The 16,775-nt window shown below is 63.8% G+C and carries 17 protein-coding genes; 13 read left to right on the forward strand and 4 right to left on the reverse strand.

What is annotated here, in order from left to right; translation table 11 throughout:
- Positions 1 to 10: 10 nt before the first annotated feature.
- The 3 genes from paaZ to LBW87_RS13825 all read right to left on the reverse strand — a co-directional run bounded on the left by paaZ (position 11) and on the right by LBW87_RS13825 (position 4,025).
- Entirely contained in the window at positions 11 to 2,062 is a 2,052-nt protein-coding gene (paaZ, locus tag LBW87_RS13815) for a phenylacetic acid degradation bifunctional protein PaaZ (protein WP_225202068.1), read from the reverse strand.
- A gap of 87 nt (positions 2,063 to 2,149) precedes the next feature.
- Entirely contained in the window at positions 2,150 to 3,295 is a 1,146-nt protein-coding gene (locus LBW87_RS13820; RefSeq protein ID WP_225202069.1) for an ABC transporter substrate-binding protein, read from the reverse strand.
- Between the two features lie 109 nt (positions 3,296 to 3,404).
- Positions 3,405 to 4,025, reverse strand: coding sequence for a TetR/AcrR family transcriptional regulator (locus tag LBW87_RS13825; protein ID WP_225202070.1), 621 nt, complete (start codon positions 4,023 to 4,025; stop codon positions 3,405 to 3,407).
- Positions 4,026 to 4,490: 465 nt separating this feature from the next.
- Between LBW87_RS13825 and paaY the strand changes: the two genes are divergently transcribed.
- From paaY to LBW87_RS13885, 12 genes are all read left to right on the forward strand, one after another.
- Positions 4,491 to 5,093 (forward strand): phenylacetic acid degradation protein PaaY, encoded by a 603-nt coding sequence (gene paaY / locus LBW87_RS13830; protein WP_225202071.1) that lies wholly within the window; start codon positions 4,491 to 4,493, stop codon positions 5,091 to 5,093.
- 93 nt (positions 5,094 to 5,186) lie between these two features.
- Positions 5,187 to 6,173 (forward strand): 1,2-phenylacetyl-CoA epoxidase subunit PaaA, encoded by a 987-nt coding sequence (gene paaA, locus LBW87_RS13835; RefSeq protein ID WP_225202273.1) that lies wholly within the window; start codon positions 5,187 to 5,189, stop codon positions 6,171 to 6,173.
- Positions 6,174 to 6,217: 44 nt separating this feature from the next.
- Entirely contained in the window at positions 6,218 to 6,502 is a 285-nt protein-coding gene (paaB, locus tag LBW87_RS13840; protein WP_008118638.1) for a 1,2-phenylacetyl-CoA epoxidase subunit PaaB, read from the forward strand.
- A gap of 20 nt (positions 6,503 to 6,522) precedes the next feature.
- Complete coding sequence (gene paaC / locus LBW87_RS13845; protein WP_225202072.1) at positions 6,523 to 7,275, forward strand: 1,2-phenylacetyl-CoA epoxidase subunit PaaC; 753 nt, start codon at positions 6,523 to 6,525, stop codon at positions 7,273 to 7,275.
- A complete protein-coding gene (gene paaD / locus LBW87_RS13850) occupies positions 7,272 to 7,811 on the forward strand; it encodes a 1,2-phenylacetyl-CoA epoxidase subunit PaaD (protein ID WP_225202073.1) in 540 nt (179 codons plus the stop codon). Before paaC ends, paaD begins: the two co-directional genes overlap by 4 nt.
- A 32-nt stretch (positions 7,812 to 7,843) precedes the next feature.
- On the forward strand, positions 7,844 to 8,917 hold the full coding sequence (gene paaE / locus LBW87_RS13855; protein ID WP_225202074.1) for a 1,2-phenylacetyl-CoA epoxidase subunit PaaE: 1,074 nt from the start codon (positions 7,844 to 7,846) through the stop codon (positions 8,915 to 8,917).
- A 52-nt stretch (positions 8,918 to 8,969) separates the two neighbouring features.
- Positions 8,970 to 9,761: a 2-(1,2-epoxy-1,2-dihydrophenyl)acetyl-CoA isomerase PaaG gene (gene paaG / locus LBW87_RS13860; protein WP_225202075.1), complete on the forward strand. Its 792-nt coding sequence runs from the start codon at positions 8,970 to 8,972 to the stop codon at positions 9,759 to 9,761.
- Complete coding sequence (gene paaH / locus LBW87_RS13865) at positions 9,758 to 11,290, forward strand: 3-hydroxyacyl-CoA dehydrogenase PaaH (protein WP_225202076.1); 1,533 nt, start codon at positions 9,758 to 9,760, stop codon at positions 11,288 to 11,290. The genes paaG and paaH overlap by 4 nt, the downstream gene beginning before the upstream one ends.
- A complete protein-coding gene (gene paaI / locus LBW87_RS13870) occupies positions 11,283 to 11,756 on the forward strand; it encodes a hydroxyphenylacetyl-CoA thioesterase PaaI (protein ID WP_225202077.1) in 474 nt (157 codons plus the stop codon). Before paaH ends, paaI begins: the two co-directional genes overlap by 8 nt.
- A 48-nt stretch (positions 11,757 to 11,804) precedes the next feature.
- Positions 11,805 to 13,133: a phenylacetate--CoA ligase PaaK gene (gene paaK, locus LBW87_RS13875; RefSeq protein WP_225202078.1), complete on the forward strand. Its 1,329-nt coding sequence runs from the start codon at positions 11,805 to 11,807 to the stop codon at positions 13,131 to 13,133.
- A 28-nt stretch (positions 13,134 to 13,161) separates the two neighbouring features.
- Positions 13,162 to 14,364: a 3-oxoadipyl-CoA thiolase gene (pcaF, locus tag LBW87_RS13880; RefSeq protein ID WP_225202079.1), complete on the forward strand. Its 1,203-nt coding sequence runs from the start codon at positions 13,162 to 13,164 to the stop codon at positions 14,362 to 14,364.
- Positions 14,365 to 14,369: 5 nt separating this feature from the next.
- Entirely contained in the window at positions 14,370 to 15,152 is a 783-nt protein-coding gene (locus LBW87_RS13885) for an enoyl-CoA hydratase-related protein (RefSeq protein ID WP_413927649.1), read from the forward strand.
- Between the two features lie 94 nt (positions 15,153 to 15,246).
- Here LBW87_RS13885 and LBW87_RS13890 read toward each other — a convergent pair whose 3' ends face one another.
- Positions 15,247 to 16,128 carry a ZIP family metal transporter gene (locus tag LBW87_RS13890; RefSeq protein WP_225202081.1) on the reverse strand — a complete coding sequence of 294 codons (882 nt, stop codon included), beginning with the start codon at positions 16,126 to 16,128 and terminating at the stop codon, positions 15,247 to 15,249.
- A 191-nt stretch (positions 16,129 to 16,319) separates the two neighbouring features.
- Between LBW87_RS13890 and gloA the strand changes: the two genes are divergently transcribed.
- The gene (gloA, locus tag LBW87_RS13895) at positions 16,320 to 16,724 is read left to right on the forward strand and encodes a lactoylglutathione lyase (RefSeq protein ID WP_225202082.1); all 405 of its coding nucleotides are present in this window, start codon (positions 16,320 to 16,322) and stop codon (positions 16,722 to 16,724) included.
- Positions 16,725 to 16,775 lie beyond the last annotated feature (51 nt).

The raw sequence follows: 16,775 nt of genomic DNA on the forward strand, positions 1-16,775 counted from the left end.
GCGGCTTTTATTAGTTTTTCTTTGATACCAGCGTCAGGATGTCATACGACGCCACCAGCTCGCCGTCCTGGTTACTCACTTCGACGTCCCACGCCACGACGCCCTGGCCGACGCCATTGACATCGGTCTTGTTGCGATCGATCTTGCGCTTGCAGGTCAGGCGCGCCTGGATGGTGTCGCCGATCCCGACCGGCTTGACGAAGCGCAGCGTGTCGAGGCCGTAGTTGGCCAGCACCGGTCCCGGCGCGGGCGACACGAACAGCCCGGCCGCCGCCGACAGCACGAAGTAACCGTGCGCGATGCGCTTGCCGAAGACCGATTCCTTCGCGGCGATCTCGTCGAAGTGCATGTAGAAGAAATCGCCCGAGAGACCGCCGAAATTGACGATGTCGGCTTCGCTGACGGTGCGCCGGTGGGTCAGCAGCGAGTCGCCGATCTGCAGGTCTTCGAAGTGATGGCGGAACGGGTGGATGGCCGATTCCCGCACCGCCGCGCCACGCACGTGCTCGCCGACGACGGCGGCCAGCATGGTGGGCGAACCCTGTACCGCGGCGCGTTGCAGGTAGTGCTTCACGGCGCGCGAACCACCCAGCTCTTCGCCGCCACCGGCGCGCCCGGGGCCGCCATGCTTCAACTGTGGCAAGGGCGAACCGTGGCCGGTCGACTCGACCGCGGCTTCGCGGTCCAGGATCAGCAGGCGACCGTGCCAGGCAGCGGCTACCGGAATGGCCTTGGCCGCCACCGCCGGGTCGCGCGTGACCAGGCTGCCCACCAGGCTGCCTCGACCGCGTGCGGCCAGGTCCAGCGCGCCGTCGAGGTCGTCGTAGGCAATCAGGGTGCTGACCGGGCCAAAGGCCTCGACGTCGTGCACCGCTTCATTGGCGCTGTCGCGACACAACAGCAGGGTCGGCGCGAAGAAAGCGCCATCGGAGACGCCATCGCCCTGCGGCGAAAAACCGTCGCTGGCGCCAAATACCTGTTCGGCGCCCTGCTTGAGCCGCGCCACCCGTTCTGCCACATCGTGTTGCTGCGCCTTCGATGCCAGCGGCCCCATGCGCACGCCCTCTACCGACGGGTCACCCACCACCGTCTTGGCCAGGCGCGCGCGCAAGCGCTCGGCGACCGCATCGATGTGCTGGCGCGGCACGATGGCGCGGCGGATGGCAGTACATTTCTGGCCGGCTTTGGTGGTCATCTCGCGCGCCACTTCCTTGACGAAGAGATCAAACTCTTCATCGTCAGGCGACACGTCGGGACCAAGAATGGCGCAGTTCAGCGAGTCGGCTTCGGCATTGAAGGGAATCGACTGGCGAATCAGGTTGGGGTGCACCCGCAGCTTGGCGGCGGTATCGGCCGAACCGGTGAAGGTCACCACGTCCTGCCCCTGCAGGCGATCCAGCAGGTCGCCGGTGGAGCCGATCACCAGTTGCAGGCTGCCAGCCGGCAGCAGGCCCGATTCATTGATCAGGCGCACGGCGGCTTCAGTCAGGTAACTGGTGGCGGTGGCCGGCTTGACGATGCAGGGCATACCGGCCAGGAAGGTCGGCGCAAACTTCTCGAGCATGCCCCAGACCGGAAAATTGAACGCATTGATATGCACGGCCACGCCACCACGCGGCACCAGGATGTGGGTACCGGCGAACCGGCCCTGCTTGCCCAGCGGGATGGCCGGTCCTTCGTGAACCAGGTTGGACGACGGAAACTCGTTGCCGCCAACGCTGGAATAGGCAAACAGCGTGCCGCTGCCGCCTTCGATGTCGATCCAGCTATCGGCGCGGGTGGCGCCGCTGTGGGCCGAGACTGTGTATAACTTTTCCTTGTGCTCGTTGAGGTACTTGGCGAGCGCCTTGAGGATCGCGGCGCGCTGCTGGAAATCCAGCTTCAGCAAGCCAGGCAGGCCGGTGCGACGCGCATGGTCGAGCGCTTCGCCGAAGTCGATCGCTTCGTTGTGGGTGCTGGCGATCTGGCGTCCGTTGACGGCGCTGTGCAACGCCTGGGCCGGGGTTTCACCGAACCAGCGGCCGGCGATGAAGCTCTGCAAGAGCGTGGATTGTGCAGTCATGGCAATTCCGGTTGGCGGCAAGATGCTTGCCGTTGAGGCTGAAACGAAGCGCGCCGGTCGTGGCCGACGCGCTTCGCGGGCATGCAATTACGGTTGGTATTTCCAGGCGCCGTTGACGATCTTGACCATCACCGAGGCGCGTTGATCCAGGCCCAGATGATCGGTGGCCGACATGTTGTACACGCCATGCACGCCGTTGACGTTCTTGGACGCTTCCAGCGCGTCACGCAACGCAGCGCGGAATTCAGGCGTGCCAGGCTTGCCCTTCTTCAGTGCTTCGGGGGCCGCCGCCTGCAGCAGCAGGCCGGCATCCCAGGCGTAGCCGCCGAACAGCGAGACGCTGTCCTTGCCATGGGCCGCTTCGTACTTGGTGGTGTAGTCCAGCGCCACCTTGCGGATCGGGTTGTCGGCCGGCAGTTGCGCCGCCACCAGCACCGGGCCGGCCGGCAGCAATGTGTTATCCAGCACCTTGCCGCCTACGCGCAGGAAGTCGGCATTGGCCACGCCGTGGGTCTGGTAGATCTGGCCCTTGTAGCCGCGTTCGGCCAGGGCACGCTGCGGCACCACGGCGGGCGTGCCAGAGCCGGCGATCAGGATCGCGTCAGGCTTGGCCGAGATTAACTTCAGCGCTTGCGCGGTGGCCGAGGTGTCGGTACGCGAGAAGCGTTCGTTGGCGACCACTTCGACCTTCTTCAACGCTGCGGCCTTGCTGAATTCGGTGTACCAGCCTTCACCATAGGCATCGGAAAAACCGATGAAACCGATACGCTTGTAGCCGCGCGCCACCATGTCCTGGACGATCGCCAGCGACATCATGATGTCGTTCTGGGGGGTCTTGAAGACCCACTTCTTCTTGGCATCCATCGGCTCGACGATGCGCGCCGAGGCGGCCAGCGAGATCATCGGGGTCTGCGCTTCGGAGACCACTTCGATCATCGACAGCGAATTGGGCGAGACGGTCGAGCCGATGATCAGGTCGACGTTGTTTTCGGTGATGAAGCGACGGGTGTTCTTGACTGCCTGGGTGGTGTCGGAGGCATCGTCGAGGACGATGTAGTTGACCTTCTGGCCGGCGATGCTGGTCGGCAGCAGGGCAATCGTGTTCTTCTCGGGGATTCCCAGCGAGGCGGCCGGGCCGGTGGTGGACACGGTGACGCCGACGTTGATGTCGGCCATTGCGGCGCCGGTGCAACCCAGCAGGACCAACGCAGTCAGCTTGCGAACGAATTTCATGAACAGTCTCCTTGGTTGATGTTCTTGTCACTTCTCGTGGCGCCGGCTGGCCTGCCGGGCGCTGCACGTCTTGCCGAAATGACGCCACCACCTCTCAGGGGAGTTCACGTCATTTCTTGTTCTTTGCTTCCGGCATCAGGTCGACTGCACCGATGCCGCCAAACAGCAGGTCCGACACCACCGAGGCCATGCGTTCATGGGTCAGCTCGCCGTCCGGCTTCAACCACATGAACATCCAGTTGATCATGCCGAACAACAGCATGGTCAGCGGCTTGGCCATGCGCGCCGCTTCCAGTTCCGGACGCACGCCGACCATCGCCTGCGCCATCGCTTCGACCACCCGGCGCTCGCCGGCAAAGATGCGCTCCTGGTCCTGCGGCGCCAGGAAGCGCACGTCTTCGGTCAGCACCCGATGCTCGTTCTGGGCATCCGAATACTCTTCCACGAAACGCTGCACCATCATGCGCAGGCGCGGCTCCGGCGCCAGGTTCAGTTGCTCGACTTCGTCGACCAGCGCGCCCAGGCGTTCGATGTGGCCTTCGCAGATGTACATCAGCAACTGCACCTTGTCCGACACATAGTGATACAGCGCCGCCTTGGACAAGCCGCATGCTTCTGCCACGCCGTTCATCGAGGTGCCGGCAAAACCATTGCGCGCGAACAGCGCCGCTGCCTGCTCGATGATGTGCTCGCGCTGATTGTCAAATCCTGCTGCACGCTTGCGTGGCATGGCGTTCATCCTTATGTTTTTTTGCAAAGCCGTGATTGTGCCGCAAATCAGGGGCCAATCGCGACATCGCCTGTGCAGCGCCTATGAATCGCGCGCTAGCGCGAACCCGGCGTCCCGGCGTGCTGTGTTGTCGCTTGGATGCAAAAAATCTGGAATGACCGTCGTTGCCCTGCCAGACCACTACTGCGCATTGCTACTGCACCTGCAAAATCATTCGCTGCCTTGACCTGATCGGTGCTCATGCACAAAAAAACTTCAAAACATTATTGACCGACCGGTCGGTTGAAATTATTATTCCCTAAAAACCGGCGTCAGGCAAATGGTTTTTTCGGCATCCAGAGGATGCCGAAAAGCACCCCGACCAAGACAAGAAAAGCCCGCCGAGCGCAGCGAAAGCCCCGCGTGGACTGTGACCATTGAAGCGCTACAGTCCGCCAGAGCAGCCACGCAACCAAGGAGACCGCAGTGCCGTGCTATTCGATAGAAGGTGTGATCCCGGTAGTGGACCCGAGCGCCTACGTGCATCCGACTGCCGTGCTGATCGGCGACGTCATCATCGGCCCCGATTGCTATATCGGCCCGGCCGCCTGCCTGCGTGGCGACTTCGGCCGCATCGTGCTGGAGCGCGGCGCCAACGTGCAGGACACCTGCGTGGTGCATGGCTTTCCCGCGCACGACACGATCATTGAAGAGAACGGCCATATCGGCCATGGCGCCGTACTGCACAGCTGCATCGTGCGACGTGACGCCCTGGTGGGCATGAACGCGGTGGTGATGGACGACGCCGAGGTAGGCGAACAGGCCATCGTGGCGGCCAGCGCATTCGTGCGCGCCGGCATGAAGATCGCCCCCCGTACGCTGGTGGCAGGCGTGCCGGCCAAGCAGATCCGTGAGCTCAGCGCGCAAGAGATCGCCTGGAAGCAGGAAGGCACCCGCACCTATCAAGACCTGACCCGGCGCTGCCTGAGCAGCATGCAGGAAGTGCAACCCCTGGCCGCCGTCGAAGCCGGGCGGCCGAAATTGGCGGCGCCCTTCGTCGAACCACTGATCGCGGCCAAGCAGGCCTAGCAATACAACAATCCCCGGTCGATGCCCATGGCAGGCCGGCCAGGTCGCGTGCCGCCGGCACGACCACCGAATCATTTCATGGAGGACAACACCATGTACGCACAACTGGTAGAGACGGGCCTGAAGAAGGTCCAGGGCATGGAAGACATGAGCCCCGAAGAGCAGGCGTTCCAGGCCCGCATCGACGAGGGCGTCAAGATCGAACCCAAGGACTGGATGCCGGACGCCTATCGCAAGACGCTGGTACGCCAGATCTCGCAGCATGCCCACTCCGAGATCGTGGGCCAGTTGCCCGAGGCCAACTGGGTCACGCGGGCGCCGACGCTGCAGCGCAAGGCCGTGCTGCTGGCCAAGATCCAGGACGAGGCCGGCCACGGCCTGTACCTCTACAGCGCCGCCGAAACCCTGGGCGTGTCGCGCGACCAGTTGCTGGGCGACCTGCATTCGGGCAAGGCCAAGTATTCGAGCATCTTCAACTACCCCACCCTGTCGTGGGCCGACATGGGCGCCATCGGCTGGCTGGTGGATGGCTCGGCCATCATCAACCAGATTCCGCTGTGCCGCTGTTCGTACGGCCCCTACGCCCGCGCCATGGTGCGGGTGTGCAAGGAAGAATCGTTCCATGCGCGCCAGGGCTACGACATCATGATGGCGCTGTGCCGCGGCACGCCCGAGCAGAAGCAGATGGCGCAGGATGCGCTGAACCGCTGGTGGTGGCCGTCGCTGATGATGTTCGGGCCGTCCGACGCGGCCTCGGTCAACAGCGCGCAATCTGCGCAGTGGCGCATCAAGCTGTTTTCCAACGATGAGCTGCGCCAGCGCATGGTCGACCAGACCGTGCCCCAGGCCGAATACCTGGGCCTGACGATTCCCGACCCCGAGCTCAGGTTCGATGAGGCGAGCGGCCATTACCGGTTCGGCGCCATCGACTGGGATGAATTCAATAACGTATTGCGCGGCAACGGCCCCTGCAACCGCGAGCGCCTGCAGACCCGCAAGCAAGCCTACGACGATGGCGAGTGGTTCCGCGACGCGTTGGTGGCGCACGCCGAGAAGAAGCAATCACGCCAGGCCGCCTGAGGCCTGACGGATCCAAGAACAAATCGCCAGACAAGGAAGAGATGATGAGTAAAGAATGGCCCCTGTGGGAAGTGTTCATCCGCAGCCAGCATGGCCTGGCACACAAGCACGTCGGCAGCCTGCACGCCCCTGACGGCGAGATGGCGATCAACAATGCGCGCGATGTCTATACCCGCCGCAACGAAGGCGTGGGTATCTGGGTGGTGCGCGCGGCCGACATCGTCTCGAGCAGCCCGGGCGACAAGAGCGCCCTGTTCGAGCCGGCCAACAACAAGGTGTACCGCCACCCGACCTTCTTCCCGATGCCGGAAGAAGTGAAGAACCTGTAATGCCCATCACGGAGAACGGCATGTCGGATAAAGCTCAATACGTGCGTCGCCTGGGCGACAACGCCCTGATCCTGTCGCAGCGCCTGTCGGAATGGTGCGGTAAGGGTCCGGCGCTGGAAGAAGACATGGCGCTGACCAATGTCGCGCTGGACCTGATCGGCCAGGCCCGCATGTGGCTCAGCTACGCCGGTGAACTGGAAGGAGAAGGACGCACCGAAGACCAGTTGGCCTACCTGCGTGACGCCCATCAGTTCAGCAACCTGCTGCTGGTGGAACAACCCAACGGCAACTATGCCGACACGGTGGCGCGCCAGTTCTTCTTCGATACCTGGCATTACTTCTTGCTGGAAGCGCTGACCCGCGCCAACGACGCCCGCATCGCCGAGATCGCCGGCAAGTCGATCAAGGAAGTGACCTATCACGTGCGCCGCAGCGCCGACCTGGTGGTGCGCCTGGGCGATGGCACCGAGCTGTCGCAGCGCCGCATGCAACAAGCCATCGACCGGCTGTGGATGTACACCGGCGAGATGTTTGCCGTCGATGCCGTCGAGCAGACCGTGATCGACGCCGGTGACGCGCCGTCATCGGACGAATTGCGCGGCAAGTGGCTCGCGCATGTGGCTGAAGTGTTGAGCGAAGCGACCCTGCAGATGCCCTCGCCCGAGGCCTGGATGCAAAGCGGCGGCAAGCAGGGCCGGCACAGCGAACACCTGGGTTACCTGCTGGCGGAAATGCAGTTCCTGCAACGCGCCTATCCGGGAGCGACCTGGTGAACGCCAGCGCCCTGCCACTGGCTGAACCGTCACTGCGCGCACGGATATGGCAATGGCTGGAACAGGTTCCGGACCCTGAGATCCCGGTGATCTCGGTGGTTGATCTCGGCATCGTGCGCGATGTCGAGCTCGCCGAGAACGCCGATGGCCAGGCGCAATGCACCATCGTCATCACCCCGACCTATTCGGGCTGCCCGGCCATGAGCGTCATTGCCAGCGATATCGTGGCGGTGCTCGGCCAGCATGGCGTGCAGCAGGTAGAAATCCGCACGCAACTGGCGCCGGCCTGGAGCACCGACTGGATGAGCGAACACGGCAAGTCGCAACTGAAGGGCTACGGCATTGCGCCACCGGCGCAGCAGGTGATCGACATCAGCGGCATCAGCCGCCGTGGCATGCGGGCGGCGCAAGTCGATTGCCCGCACTGCGGCTCGCACAATACGTCGCTGATCAGCCAGTTCGGATCGACCTCCTGCAAGTCGCTCTACCAGTGCCGGGATTGCAAGGAACCGTTCGATTATTTCAAGGCGCACTGACCGTCGCCAATCGACTAAAAAGAATCGACATCATGAGCAAATTCTATCCACTGACCATCGCCAGCGTGAAGAACGAGACGCGCGACACCATCGTCGTCTCGTTCGACGTGCCGGATGACCTCAAGCAGACCTTCCAGTACCAGCAGGGCCAGCACCTGACCTTGCGCTCCGACGTCGATGGCGAAGACCTGCGTCGCTCCTACTCGATCTGTTCGGCGGTGCAGGACCGGCAACTGCGGGTCGCCATCAAGCGCACCCAGGGCGGCGTGTTCTCGACCTGGGCCAACGAGACCCTGAAAGCCGGCCACAGCATCCAGGTGATGCCGCCGATGGGGCACTTCAACCTGCCGCTGGACGCCGACAACCACAAGCATTACCTGGCCTTCGCCGCCGGCAGCGGCATCACGCCGATGCTGTCGATCATCAAGACCACGCTGCAGAGCGAGCCGCACAGCCGCTTCACGCTGGTGTATGGCAATCGCGCCTCGTCCTCGGTGATCTTCAAGGAAGAACTGACCGACCTCAAGGACACCTACCTGGAACGGCTCAACGTGGTCTACGTGATGAGTCGCGAGCAGCAGGACGTGGAACTGTTCAACGGCCGCATCACCCGCGAGAAGTGCGACCAGTTCTTTGCCAAGTGGATCGACCTGGACAACATCGACGCCGCCTTCCTGTGCGGACCGGAAGAGATGCTGCACGCGGCGTCGGCATCGCTGCAGGCGCATGGCCTGGACAAGTCCAACATCAAGATGGAACTGTTCGCCGCCAGCACGCCCAAGCACAAGGCCCAGGCGGCACGCCCGGTAGTGGGCAAGCAGGAATGCGAAGTGACGGTGGTGGTGGACGGCTATCACACCGTCTTCACCATGGAAAAGGAAAAGGAATCGCTGCTCGATGCCGGCCTGCGCCATGGCATCGACATGCGTTATTCGTGCAAGGGTGGCGTGTGCGCCACCTGCCGCTGCAAGGTGGTCGATGGCAAGGTCGACATGGACGCCAACTACTGCCTCGAAGACTATGAGATCGCGCGCGGCTTCGTACTGTCGTGCCAGAGCTTCCCGGTCACCGACAAGCTGCTGCTGGATTTCGACCAGGACACCTGAGCGGGCGCCCCAGCCGCCGGCAGCGCCCTCGACCACTCTCACCGCCTACGCCATGACCTACGAATCGATCCTCTTTGAAAATACCGACGGCGTGGCCGTCATCACCCTCAACCGTCCCGACAAGCTCAACAGCTTCACGGTGGCGATGCATCTCGAAGTGCGCGACGCGCTCGAACAGGTCAAGGCCGATAGCAGCGTGCGGGTGCTGTTGCTGACCGGCGCCGGACGCGGTTTCTGCGCCGGCCAGGACTTGTCGGACCGGGCCGTCAAGCCGGGCGACGACGCCGTCGACCTGGGTGAATCGATCGAAAAATATTATGGCCCGCTGGTGAAGACCCTGCGTGCGCTGCCGTTTCCGGTGATCTGCGCGGTCAACGGCGTGGCCGCCGGCGCCGGCGCCAACATTCCGCTGGCGTGCGACATCGTGCTGGCGGCGCGTTCGGCCTCGTTCGTCGAAGTGTTCTGCAAGCTGGGACTGATTCCCGACACCGGGGGCACTTACTTCCTGCCACGCCTGCTGGGCACCGCGCGAGCGATGGGCATGGCGCTGCTGGGCGACAAGATCAGTGCCGAGCAGGCCGAGCAATGGGGCCTGATCTGGAAATGCATCGACGACGACAAGCTGCAGGAACAGGCACGCGCCATGGCGCAGCATTTTGCCAAGGCGCCGACCAAGGGATTGGCGCACACCAAGGCCGCGCTCTATCAAAGCCCGGCAAATACGCTCGAGCAACAGCTGGACCTGGAACGCGACAGCATGCGCGCCCTGGGCGCCAGCCGCGATTATCGCGAAGGCGTGGCCGCCTTCCTCGAAAAACGGCCACCGCAATTCACCGGGCAATGAACATGAGCCAATTCACTAACACCTTGCCCACCACCGCCCGCATCGCCGTCATCGGCAGCGGCACCATGGGCGCCGGGATTGCCCAGGTGGCCGCCGCCGCCGGTCACACCGTACAACTGTTCGACAACCGTCCGGCAGCGGTCGATCGCGCCATCACCGAGATCGCCGGCATGTTCGACAAGCTGGCCGCCAAGGGCAAGATGACGGCCCAGGCCGCCAGCGACGCCAGCGCCCGACTGCAGCCTGCCAGCCGGCTGGAAGACCTGGCCGGCGCGGCGCTGGTGGTCGAGGCCATCGTCGAGAACCTGGACGTCAAGCGCGCGCTGTTCTCGCAACTGGAAGGCATCGTCGACGACGACTGCATCCTGGCCAGCAATACTTCGTCGATCTCGATCACCAGCATCGGCGCCGCATTGCGCCTGCCGCAGCGACTGGTGGGTATGCATTTCTTCAATCCGGTGCCGTTGATGGCGCTGGTCGAAATCATCAGCGGCCTGGCCACCGATGCGACGCTGGCGCAGCGCCTGGCCGACACCGCCAGCGCCTGGGGCAAGAACCCGGTGCACACCAAGTCGACGCCGGGCTTCATCGTCAACCGGGTGGCCCGTCCCTACTATGCCGAGGCGCTGCGCCTGCTCAATGAACAGGCGGCCACCCCGGCCACCATCGATGCCGTGCTGCGCGAGGCCGGCGGCTTTCGCATGGGGCCGTTCGAGTTGATGGACCTGATCGGGCACGACGTCAACTTTGCGGTGACGCAATCGGTGTTCCAGGCCTACTTCACGGACCCGCGCTTTACGCCCTCGCTGATCCAGCAGGAACTGGTCAATGCCGGTTTCCTGGGACGCAAGAGTGGACGCGGTTTCTATCGTTACGACGGCAGCGCCAGCGTGCCCGATGCCGACGCCGAAGCGGCGCGCCCGGCCGCACGCGAACAGGCACAACTGTTTGGCGACCACGCGCTGGTCAGGACCCTGGCCGAGCGCACAGGACTGGCGCCGCAAACGGCCAGCGAAGATGGCTTGCTGGCCCAGGTGGGCGAGGCCCGCCTGTACCTGACCGATGGCCGCAGCGCCACCCGGCGCGCGCAGGACGATGGCCAGCGGGACATCGTGCTGGTCGACCTGGCACTCGACTATGGCAGCGCCCGGCGGCTTGCCGTGGCGCGTGCGGATCAATGCAGCGATAGCGCATTCGACGCCATCGTGGCCCTGTTGCAGCAAGCCGCTTATGTCGTCACGCGCATCGATGACATCCCCGGGCTGGCCGTCATGCGTACCGTGGCCATGCTGGCCAATGAGGCAGCCGACACGGTCCATCAAGGCGTGTGCAGCCTGGCCGATGTCGACATGGCGATGCAGAAGGGCGTCAACTATCCGCGCGGGCCGCTGGCCTGGGCCGACGCCATCGGCGTGGCCACCGTCGCCACGGTACTGACCCATCTCAGCACGACTTATGGCGAAGACCGTTATCGGGTCTCGCCCCTGATCCAACGCCTCACCGCCAGCGGGAGAAATTTTCATGGCTGATATCGCGACACCGCAACTGCAGGAACCCACACCCGAGCAGGCCCAGGCACTGGCCGACGCCGCCGCGCAGGCAATGTATTCACGCGACAACGCCACCCAGTCGCTGGGCATGAAGATCCATCAGGTCAAGCCCGGCTATGCGCGGCTGTCGATGCTGGTGCGCAGCGACATGCTCAACGGCCACTCGACCTGCCACGGCGGCTTCATCTTTACCCTCGCCGACAGCGCCTTTGCGTTCTCGTGCAACAGCCGCAACCTCAACACGGTGGCATCCGGCTGCAGCATCGAATACGTCGCGCCGGCCTTCGCCAACGACGTGCTGACCGCCGAAGCGCAAGAGCAGGCGCTGGCGGGCCGCACCGGCGTCTACGACATCACCGTGAGCAACCAGGACGGCAAGAAGATCGCCCTGTTTCGCGGCAAGTCGTATCGCATCAAGGGCGAAGTCGTCGCAGGGGCCAGTTAGAGATCAAGCGTCAGCACACAGAACAAGCAATTCAAATTGGAGACCATCATGCCTAAGCAAAAGCCCGAAGCGGGCGAACTCGAACCCATCGAAACCGCCAGCCGTGACGAACTGCAGGCGCTGCAACTGCAACGCCTGCAATGGACGCTGAAACACGCCTATGAAAACGTGCCGCACTATCGTGCCGAGTTCGATGCCGCCGGCGTGCATCCGGATGACCTGAAGTCGCTGTCGGACCTGTCGAAGTTTCCGTTCACCGGCAAGAAGGCACTGCGTGACAATTATCCATTCGGCATGTTTGCCGTGCCGCGTGAGCAGGTGGTGCGGGTGCATGCCTCCAGCGGCACCACCGGCAAGCCGACCGTGGTCGGCTATACCCAGAACGATATCGATACCTGGGCCACCGTCGTGGCGCGCTCGATTCGCGCCGCCGGCGGCCGGCGCGGTGACATCGTGCATATCTCTTATGGCTATGGCTTGTTCACCGGTGGCCTGGGCGCGCACTACGGCGCCGAGAAACTGGGCTGCACCGTGATCCCGATGTCGGGTGGACAGACCGAGAAACAGGTCCAGCTGATCCAGGACTTCAAGCCTGACATCATCATGGTCACGCCTTCCTACATGCTCAACGTGATCGAAGAATTCCAGCGCCAGGGCCTGGACCCGGCCAAGAGTTCGTTGAAGGTCGGCATCTTCGGCGCCGAGCCATGGACCGACGCCATGCGCGCCGAGATCCAGACCCGCGCAGGCATTGATGCGGTGGATATCTACGGCTTGTCGGAAGTGATGGGGCCGGGCGTGGCCAGCGAATGCATCGAGAGCAAGGACGGTCCGGTCATCTGGGAAGATCATTTCTATCCCGAGATCATCGACCCCGACACCGGTGAAGTGCTGCCCGACGGCTCGGAAGGCGAACTGGTGTTCACCTCGCTGACCAAGGAAGCCCTGCCCATCATCCGTTATCGCACCCGCGACCTGACGCGCCTGCTGCCGCCCACCTCGCGCTCGATGCGCCGGATCGGCAAGATCACCGGTCGCTCGGACGACATGCTGATCATTCGCGGCGTCAATGTGTTCCCGACCCAGATCGAGGAACTGATCCTCAAGATGCCGCAACTGGCGCCGCAGTACCAGCTGCTGGTCAACCGCAACGGCCATCTCGACACCCTGGCGGTGCTGGCCGAACTGCGCCCGGGCGCGCCCAGCTCGAGCGAGCAGATCGCGGCCCTGCAGAACGAACTGCAGCATCACATCAAGACCTATGTCGGCATCAGCACCCAGGTCAGCATCGTCGAATCGGGCAAGATCGAGCGCACCGCCGTGGGCAAGGCGCGACGCGTGATCGACCAGCGTCCGAAGATTGCGCAACCGGCCTGACCTCTTAATCCAATTCGCAAGGAATTCCATGGACGCATTCATCTGTGACGCAATCCGCACCCCCTTCGGCCGCTTCGGCGGCGCGCTTGCCGGGGTACGTGCCGATGATCTCGCAGCCGAGCCCATCCGCGCCTTGATCCAGCGCAATCCGGGCGTCGACTGGTCGCAAGTCGACGACATCATCTACGGCTGCGCCAACCAGGCCGGCGAAGACAACCGCAACGTGGCCCGCATGGCCGGCCTGCTGGCGGGCCTGCCGGTGGAAGTGCCGGGCACCACCGTCAATCGCCTGTGCGGCTCCAGCCTGGACGCCGTCGGCATGGCCGCGCGCGCCATCAAGGCCGGCGAGGCGCAGTTGCTGATCGCCGGCGGCGTCGAGAGCATGACGCGCGCGCCATTCGTGATGGGCAAGGCCGAGAGCGCCTTCGCCCGCAGCGCGGCGATGTTCGACACCACCATCGGCTGGCGCTTCATCAATCCGCTGATGAAGGCGCAGTACGGTGTCGACTCGATGCCGGAGACCGCCGAAAACGTGGCGCAGGAGTTCGGCATCAATCGTGCCGACCAGGACGCCTTCGCAGTACGCAGCCAGCAGCGCTGGGCCGCTGCCCACGAGGCCGGTTATTTCGATCGCGAAATCGCTCCGGTCAGCATCGCGCAGAAGAAAGGCGACCCGAAGGTGATCGCGGTCGATGAGCACCCTCGCCCCGATACCAGCATCGACAGCCTCACGCGCCTGAAGGGCGTGGTGCGTCCCGATGGCAGCGTGACGGCCGGCAATGCCTCGGGCGTCAACGATGGCGCCTGCGCATTGCTGCTGGCCTCGGCCGCTGGCGTCAAGCAGCACGGCCTGACGCCGCGTGCCCGGGTGCTGGGCATGGCCACGGCGGGCCTGGCGCCGCGCATCATGGGCTTCGGTCCCTCGCCGGCCTCGCGCAAGGTGCTGCAACTGACCGGGTTGACGCTGGCGCAAATGGACGTGATCGAACTCAACGAAGCCTTTGCCGCGCAGGGGCTGGCGGTGACCCGCGACCTCGGCCTGGCCGATGACGATGCGCGGGTCAATCCGAACGGTGGCGCCATTGCCATCGGTCATCCGCTGGGTGCATCCGGCGCACGCCTGGTGACCACCGCCATCAACCAGCTGGAAAAGATCGGTGGACGCTATGCGCTTTGCACCATGTGTATCGGCGTGGGCCAGGGCATTGCGCTGGTGATCGAGCGGGTGTGATGCAGATGACACAGCCTCCCCAGGACATCCTGCTCGAGCGGCATGGCGAGCATCTGTTGCACATCGTGCTGAACCGGCCCGAGGTGCGCAATGCCTTGCGCAACCAGACCTTGCAGGAGATCGCCGGCGCACTCGCGGCGGCCGAAACCGATAGCCGGATTCGGGCCGTCGTCATCAGCGGCAACCTCAAGGTGTTTGCTGCCGGCGCTGACATCAACGAACTGGCCGAACGCGGCGCCATCGAGACCCAGCTCGACGTGCGCCCGCAATACTGGCGCACGATTGCCAGCTTCGGCAAGCCGCTGCTGGCCGCCGTCACCGGCTATGCATTGGGCGCGGGTTGCGAGTTGCTGATGCATGCCGACATCGCCATCGCCGGACGCGGCGCCAAGATAGGCCAGCCTGAAATAAATCTCGGCACTATCCCCGGCGCCGGTGGCACGCAGCGCCTGATTCGCACGGTCGGCAAACCGCTGGCGATGAAGATGGTGTTATCGGGCGAATTCATCGGCGCCGACGAGGCGCTGGCGGCCGGCCTGGTGGCCGAAGTCGTGGATGACGAAGCCGCCTTGTCGCGCACGCTGGCGCTAGCCACGACGATCGCCAGCAAGTCGCCGCTGGCGTTGCGACTGGCCAAGGAAGCCCTGCTCAAATCCTACGAACTGGGATTGGATGCCGGACTGCAGTTCGAGCGCAAATCGTTTTCATTGCTGGCCGCGAGTGACGACCGGCGGGAAGGGATTGCTGCCTTCAAGGAAAAGCGGGCAGCGGTGTTCAGCGGGCGCTGAAAGCCTGAAAGACCAAGGAGAGAGATGAAAGTCACTGGGCCCTGACTTTCGTCAGGGCGACGGTGCTTGAGTGATCGGTATCGGCTGATGCTGATCACGACAGCGCCGTATCCAGCCCCATCATCAACACGAATCCACCGATCAGGCAGCAGGTGGCGGGCAGCGCGAAGTGACGGCGGTGCGGATCGGGAATGACCTCGTGCGCCAGCACGAACAGCATGGCGCCGGCGGCGCCACCCAGCGCCCACGGCAGCAATGCGGTCGACACCGAGACCAGTGCCGCCCCGGCCACTGCGGCCAGCGGCTCGACCAGTCCGGACAGGATGCCGCAGGCTACCGCATCGGTTTTCGAATAACCGATACTGAGCAGTGCGGTGGCCACGATCATGCCTTCGGGGATATCCTGCAGCGCGATGCCGAAGGTCAGCACCGATGCCTGCTCGGGCGCGACGCCGCCGAAAGCCACGCCGATGGCAAGACCTTCCGGCAGGTTATGCAAACCCACTGTCAGCACGAACAACCAGACCCTGCGCAATGCGGCCTGCTCGCGCGACTGCTGGTCGTCGCCGACATGACCGATGCTTTGCAGCAGCAACACCAGCGCCGCGCCGATGATGACACTGGCGCCGACGATGACGCTGGCCATCGGCTGGCTTGCGCCGCCATTGCGGGCGGCCTCCAGGCCGGGAATGATCAGCGAGAAGACGGAGGCGGCCAGCATGACGCCGGCGCCGAAGCCCATGCAGCAATCGGCAGCACGCGATGAAAAACGTTTGGAAAAGCACAGGGGCAAGGTCCCCAGCGCAGTCGCGCCGGCGGCAGCCAGGCCGCCCGAGAGGGCACTCCACACACGGGTGTCGGATGCGCTCCACCAACCCAGCAATGCAAAGCCCAGCAGCAGCACCAGGGCCACCACCCACCAGTTGACCTGGATATCGTCCTGCACCGGAGCCACGGCGTCGACCTTGCTGTGCATGACATCCCTTTGGATTAAATCGAAGAGTCTAGTCTTGCGCGCAGGGGTGCGACATCGGACGAACACTGAATTGCCTATCTCGGCAGTCTGACGCGCAGCGCAGCGTGAGACGGGGTGGGAGCGCTACGGGATGCGGGCAAATGGGCGATAATGCGCACGTCTCAAGTAACCAGCCAAGGAAGGAAAGCCAAATGAGAATGTTGCACACCATGCTGCGCGTCGGTGACCTCGACAAGTCCATCGATTTCTATACCAACGTGTTGGGCATGAAACTGTTGCGACGCAACGATTATCCGGATGGAAAGTTCACCCTGGCCTTTGTCGGCTACGGCGACGAACGCGATACCACGGTGCTGGAATTGACCCATAACTGGGACACCAAGAGCTACGACCTGGGCAGCGGCTATGGCCATATCGCCATCGAAGTCGACGACGCTTATGCCGCCTGTGACGCCGTCAAGCAAAAGGGCGGCGCGGTCACCCGCGAAGCAGGTCCGATGAAGCACGGCAAGACCGTGATTGCGTTCGTGACTGATCCCGACGGCTACAAGATCGAGTTCATCCAGAAGAAGGAACAGTCCGGCGCGGCCGACTGAAGCCATGAAGCCCGCTGCATGCAGCGGGCATTTTTTATTGGTGCCGGGTGA

It is taken from the genome of Herbaspirillum sp. alder98, assembly GCF_020179755.1.
In the GTDB taxonomy this organism is placed as follows: domain Bacteria; phylum Pseudomonadota; class Gammaproteobacteria; order Burkholderiales; family Burkholderiaceae_D; genus Herbaspirillum.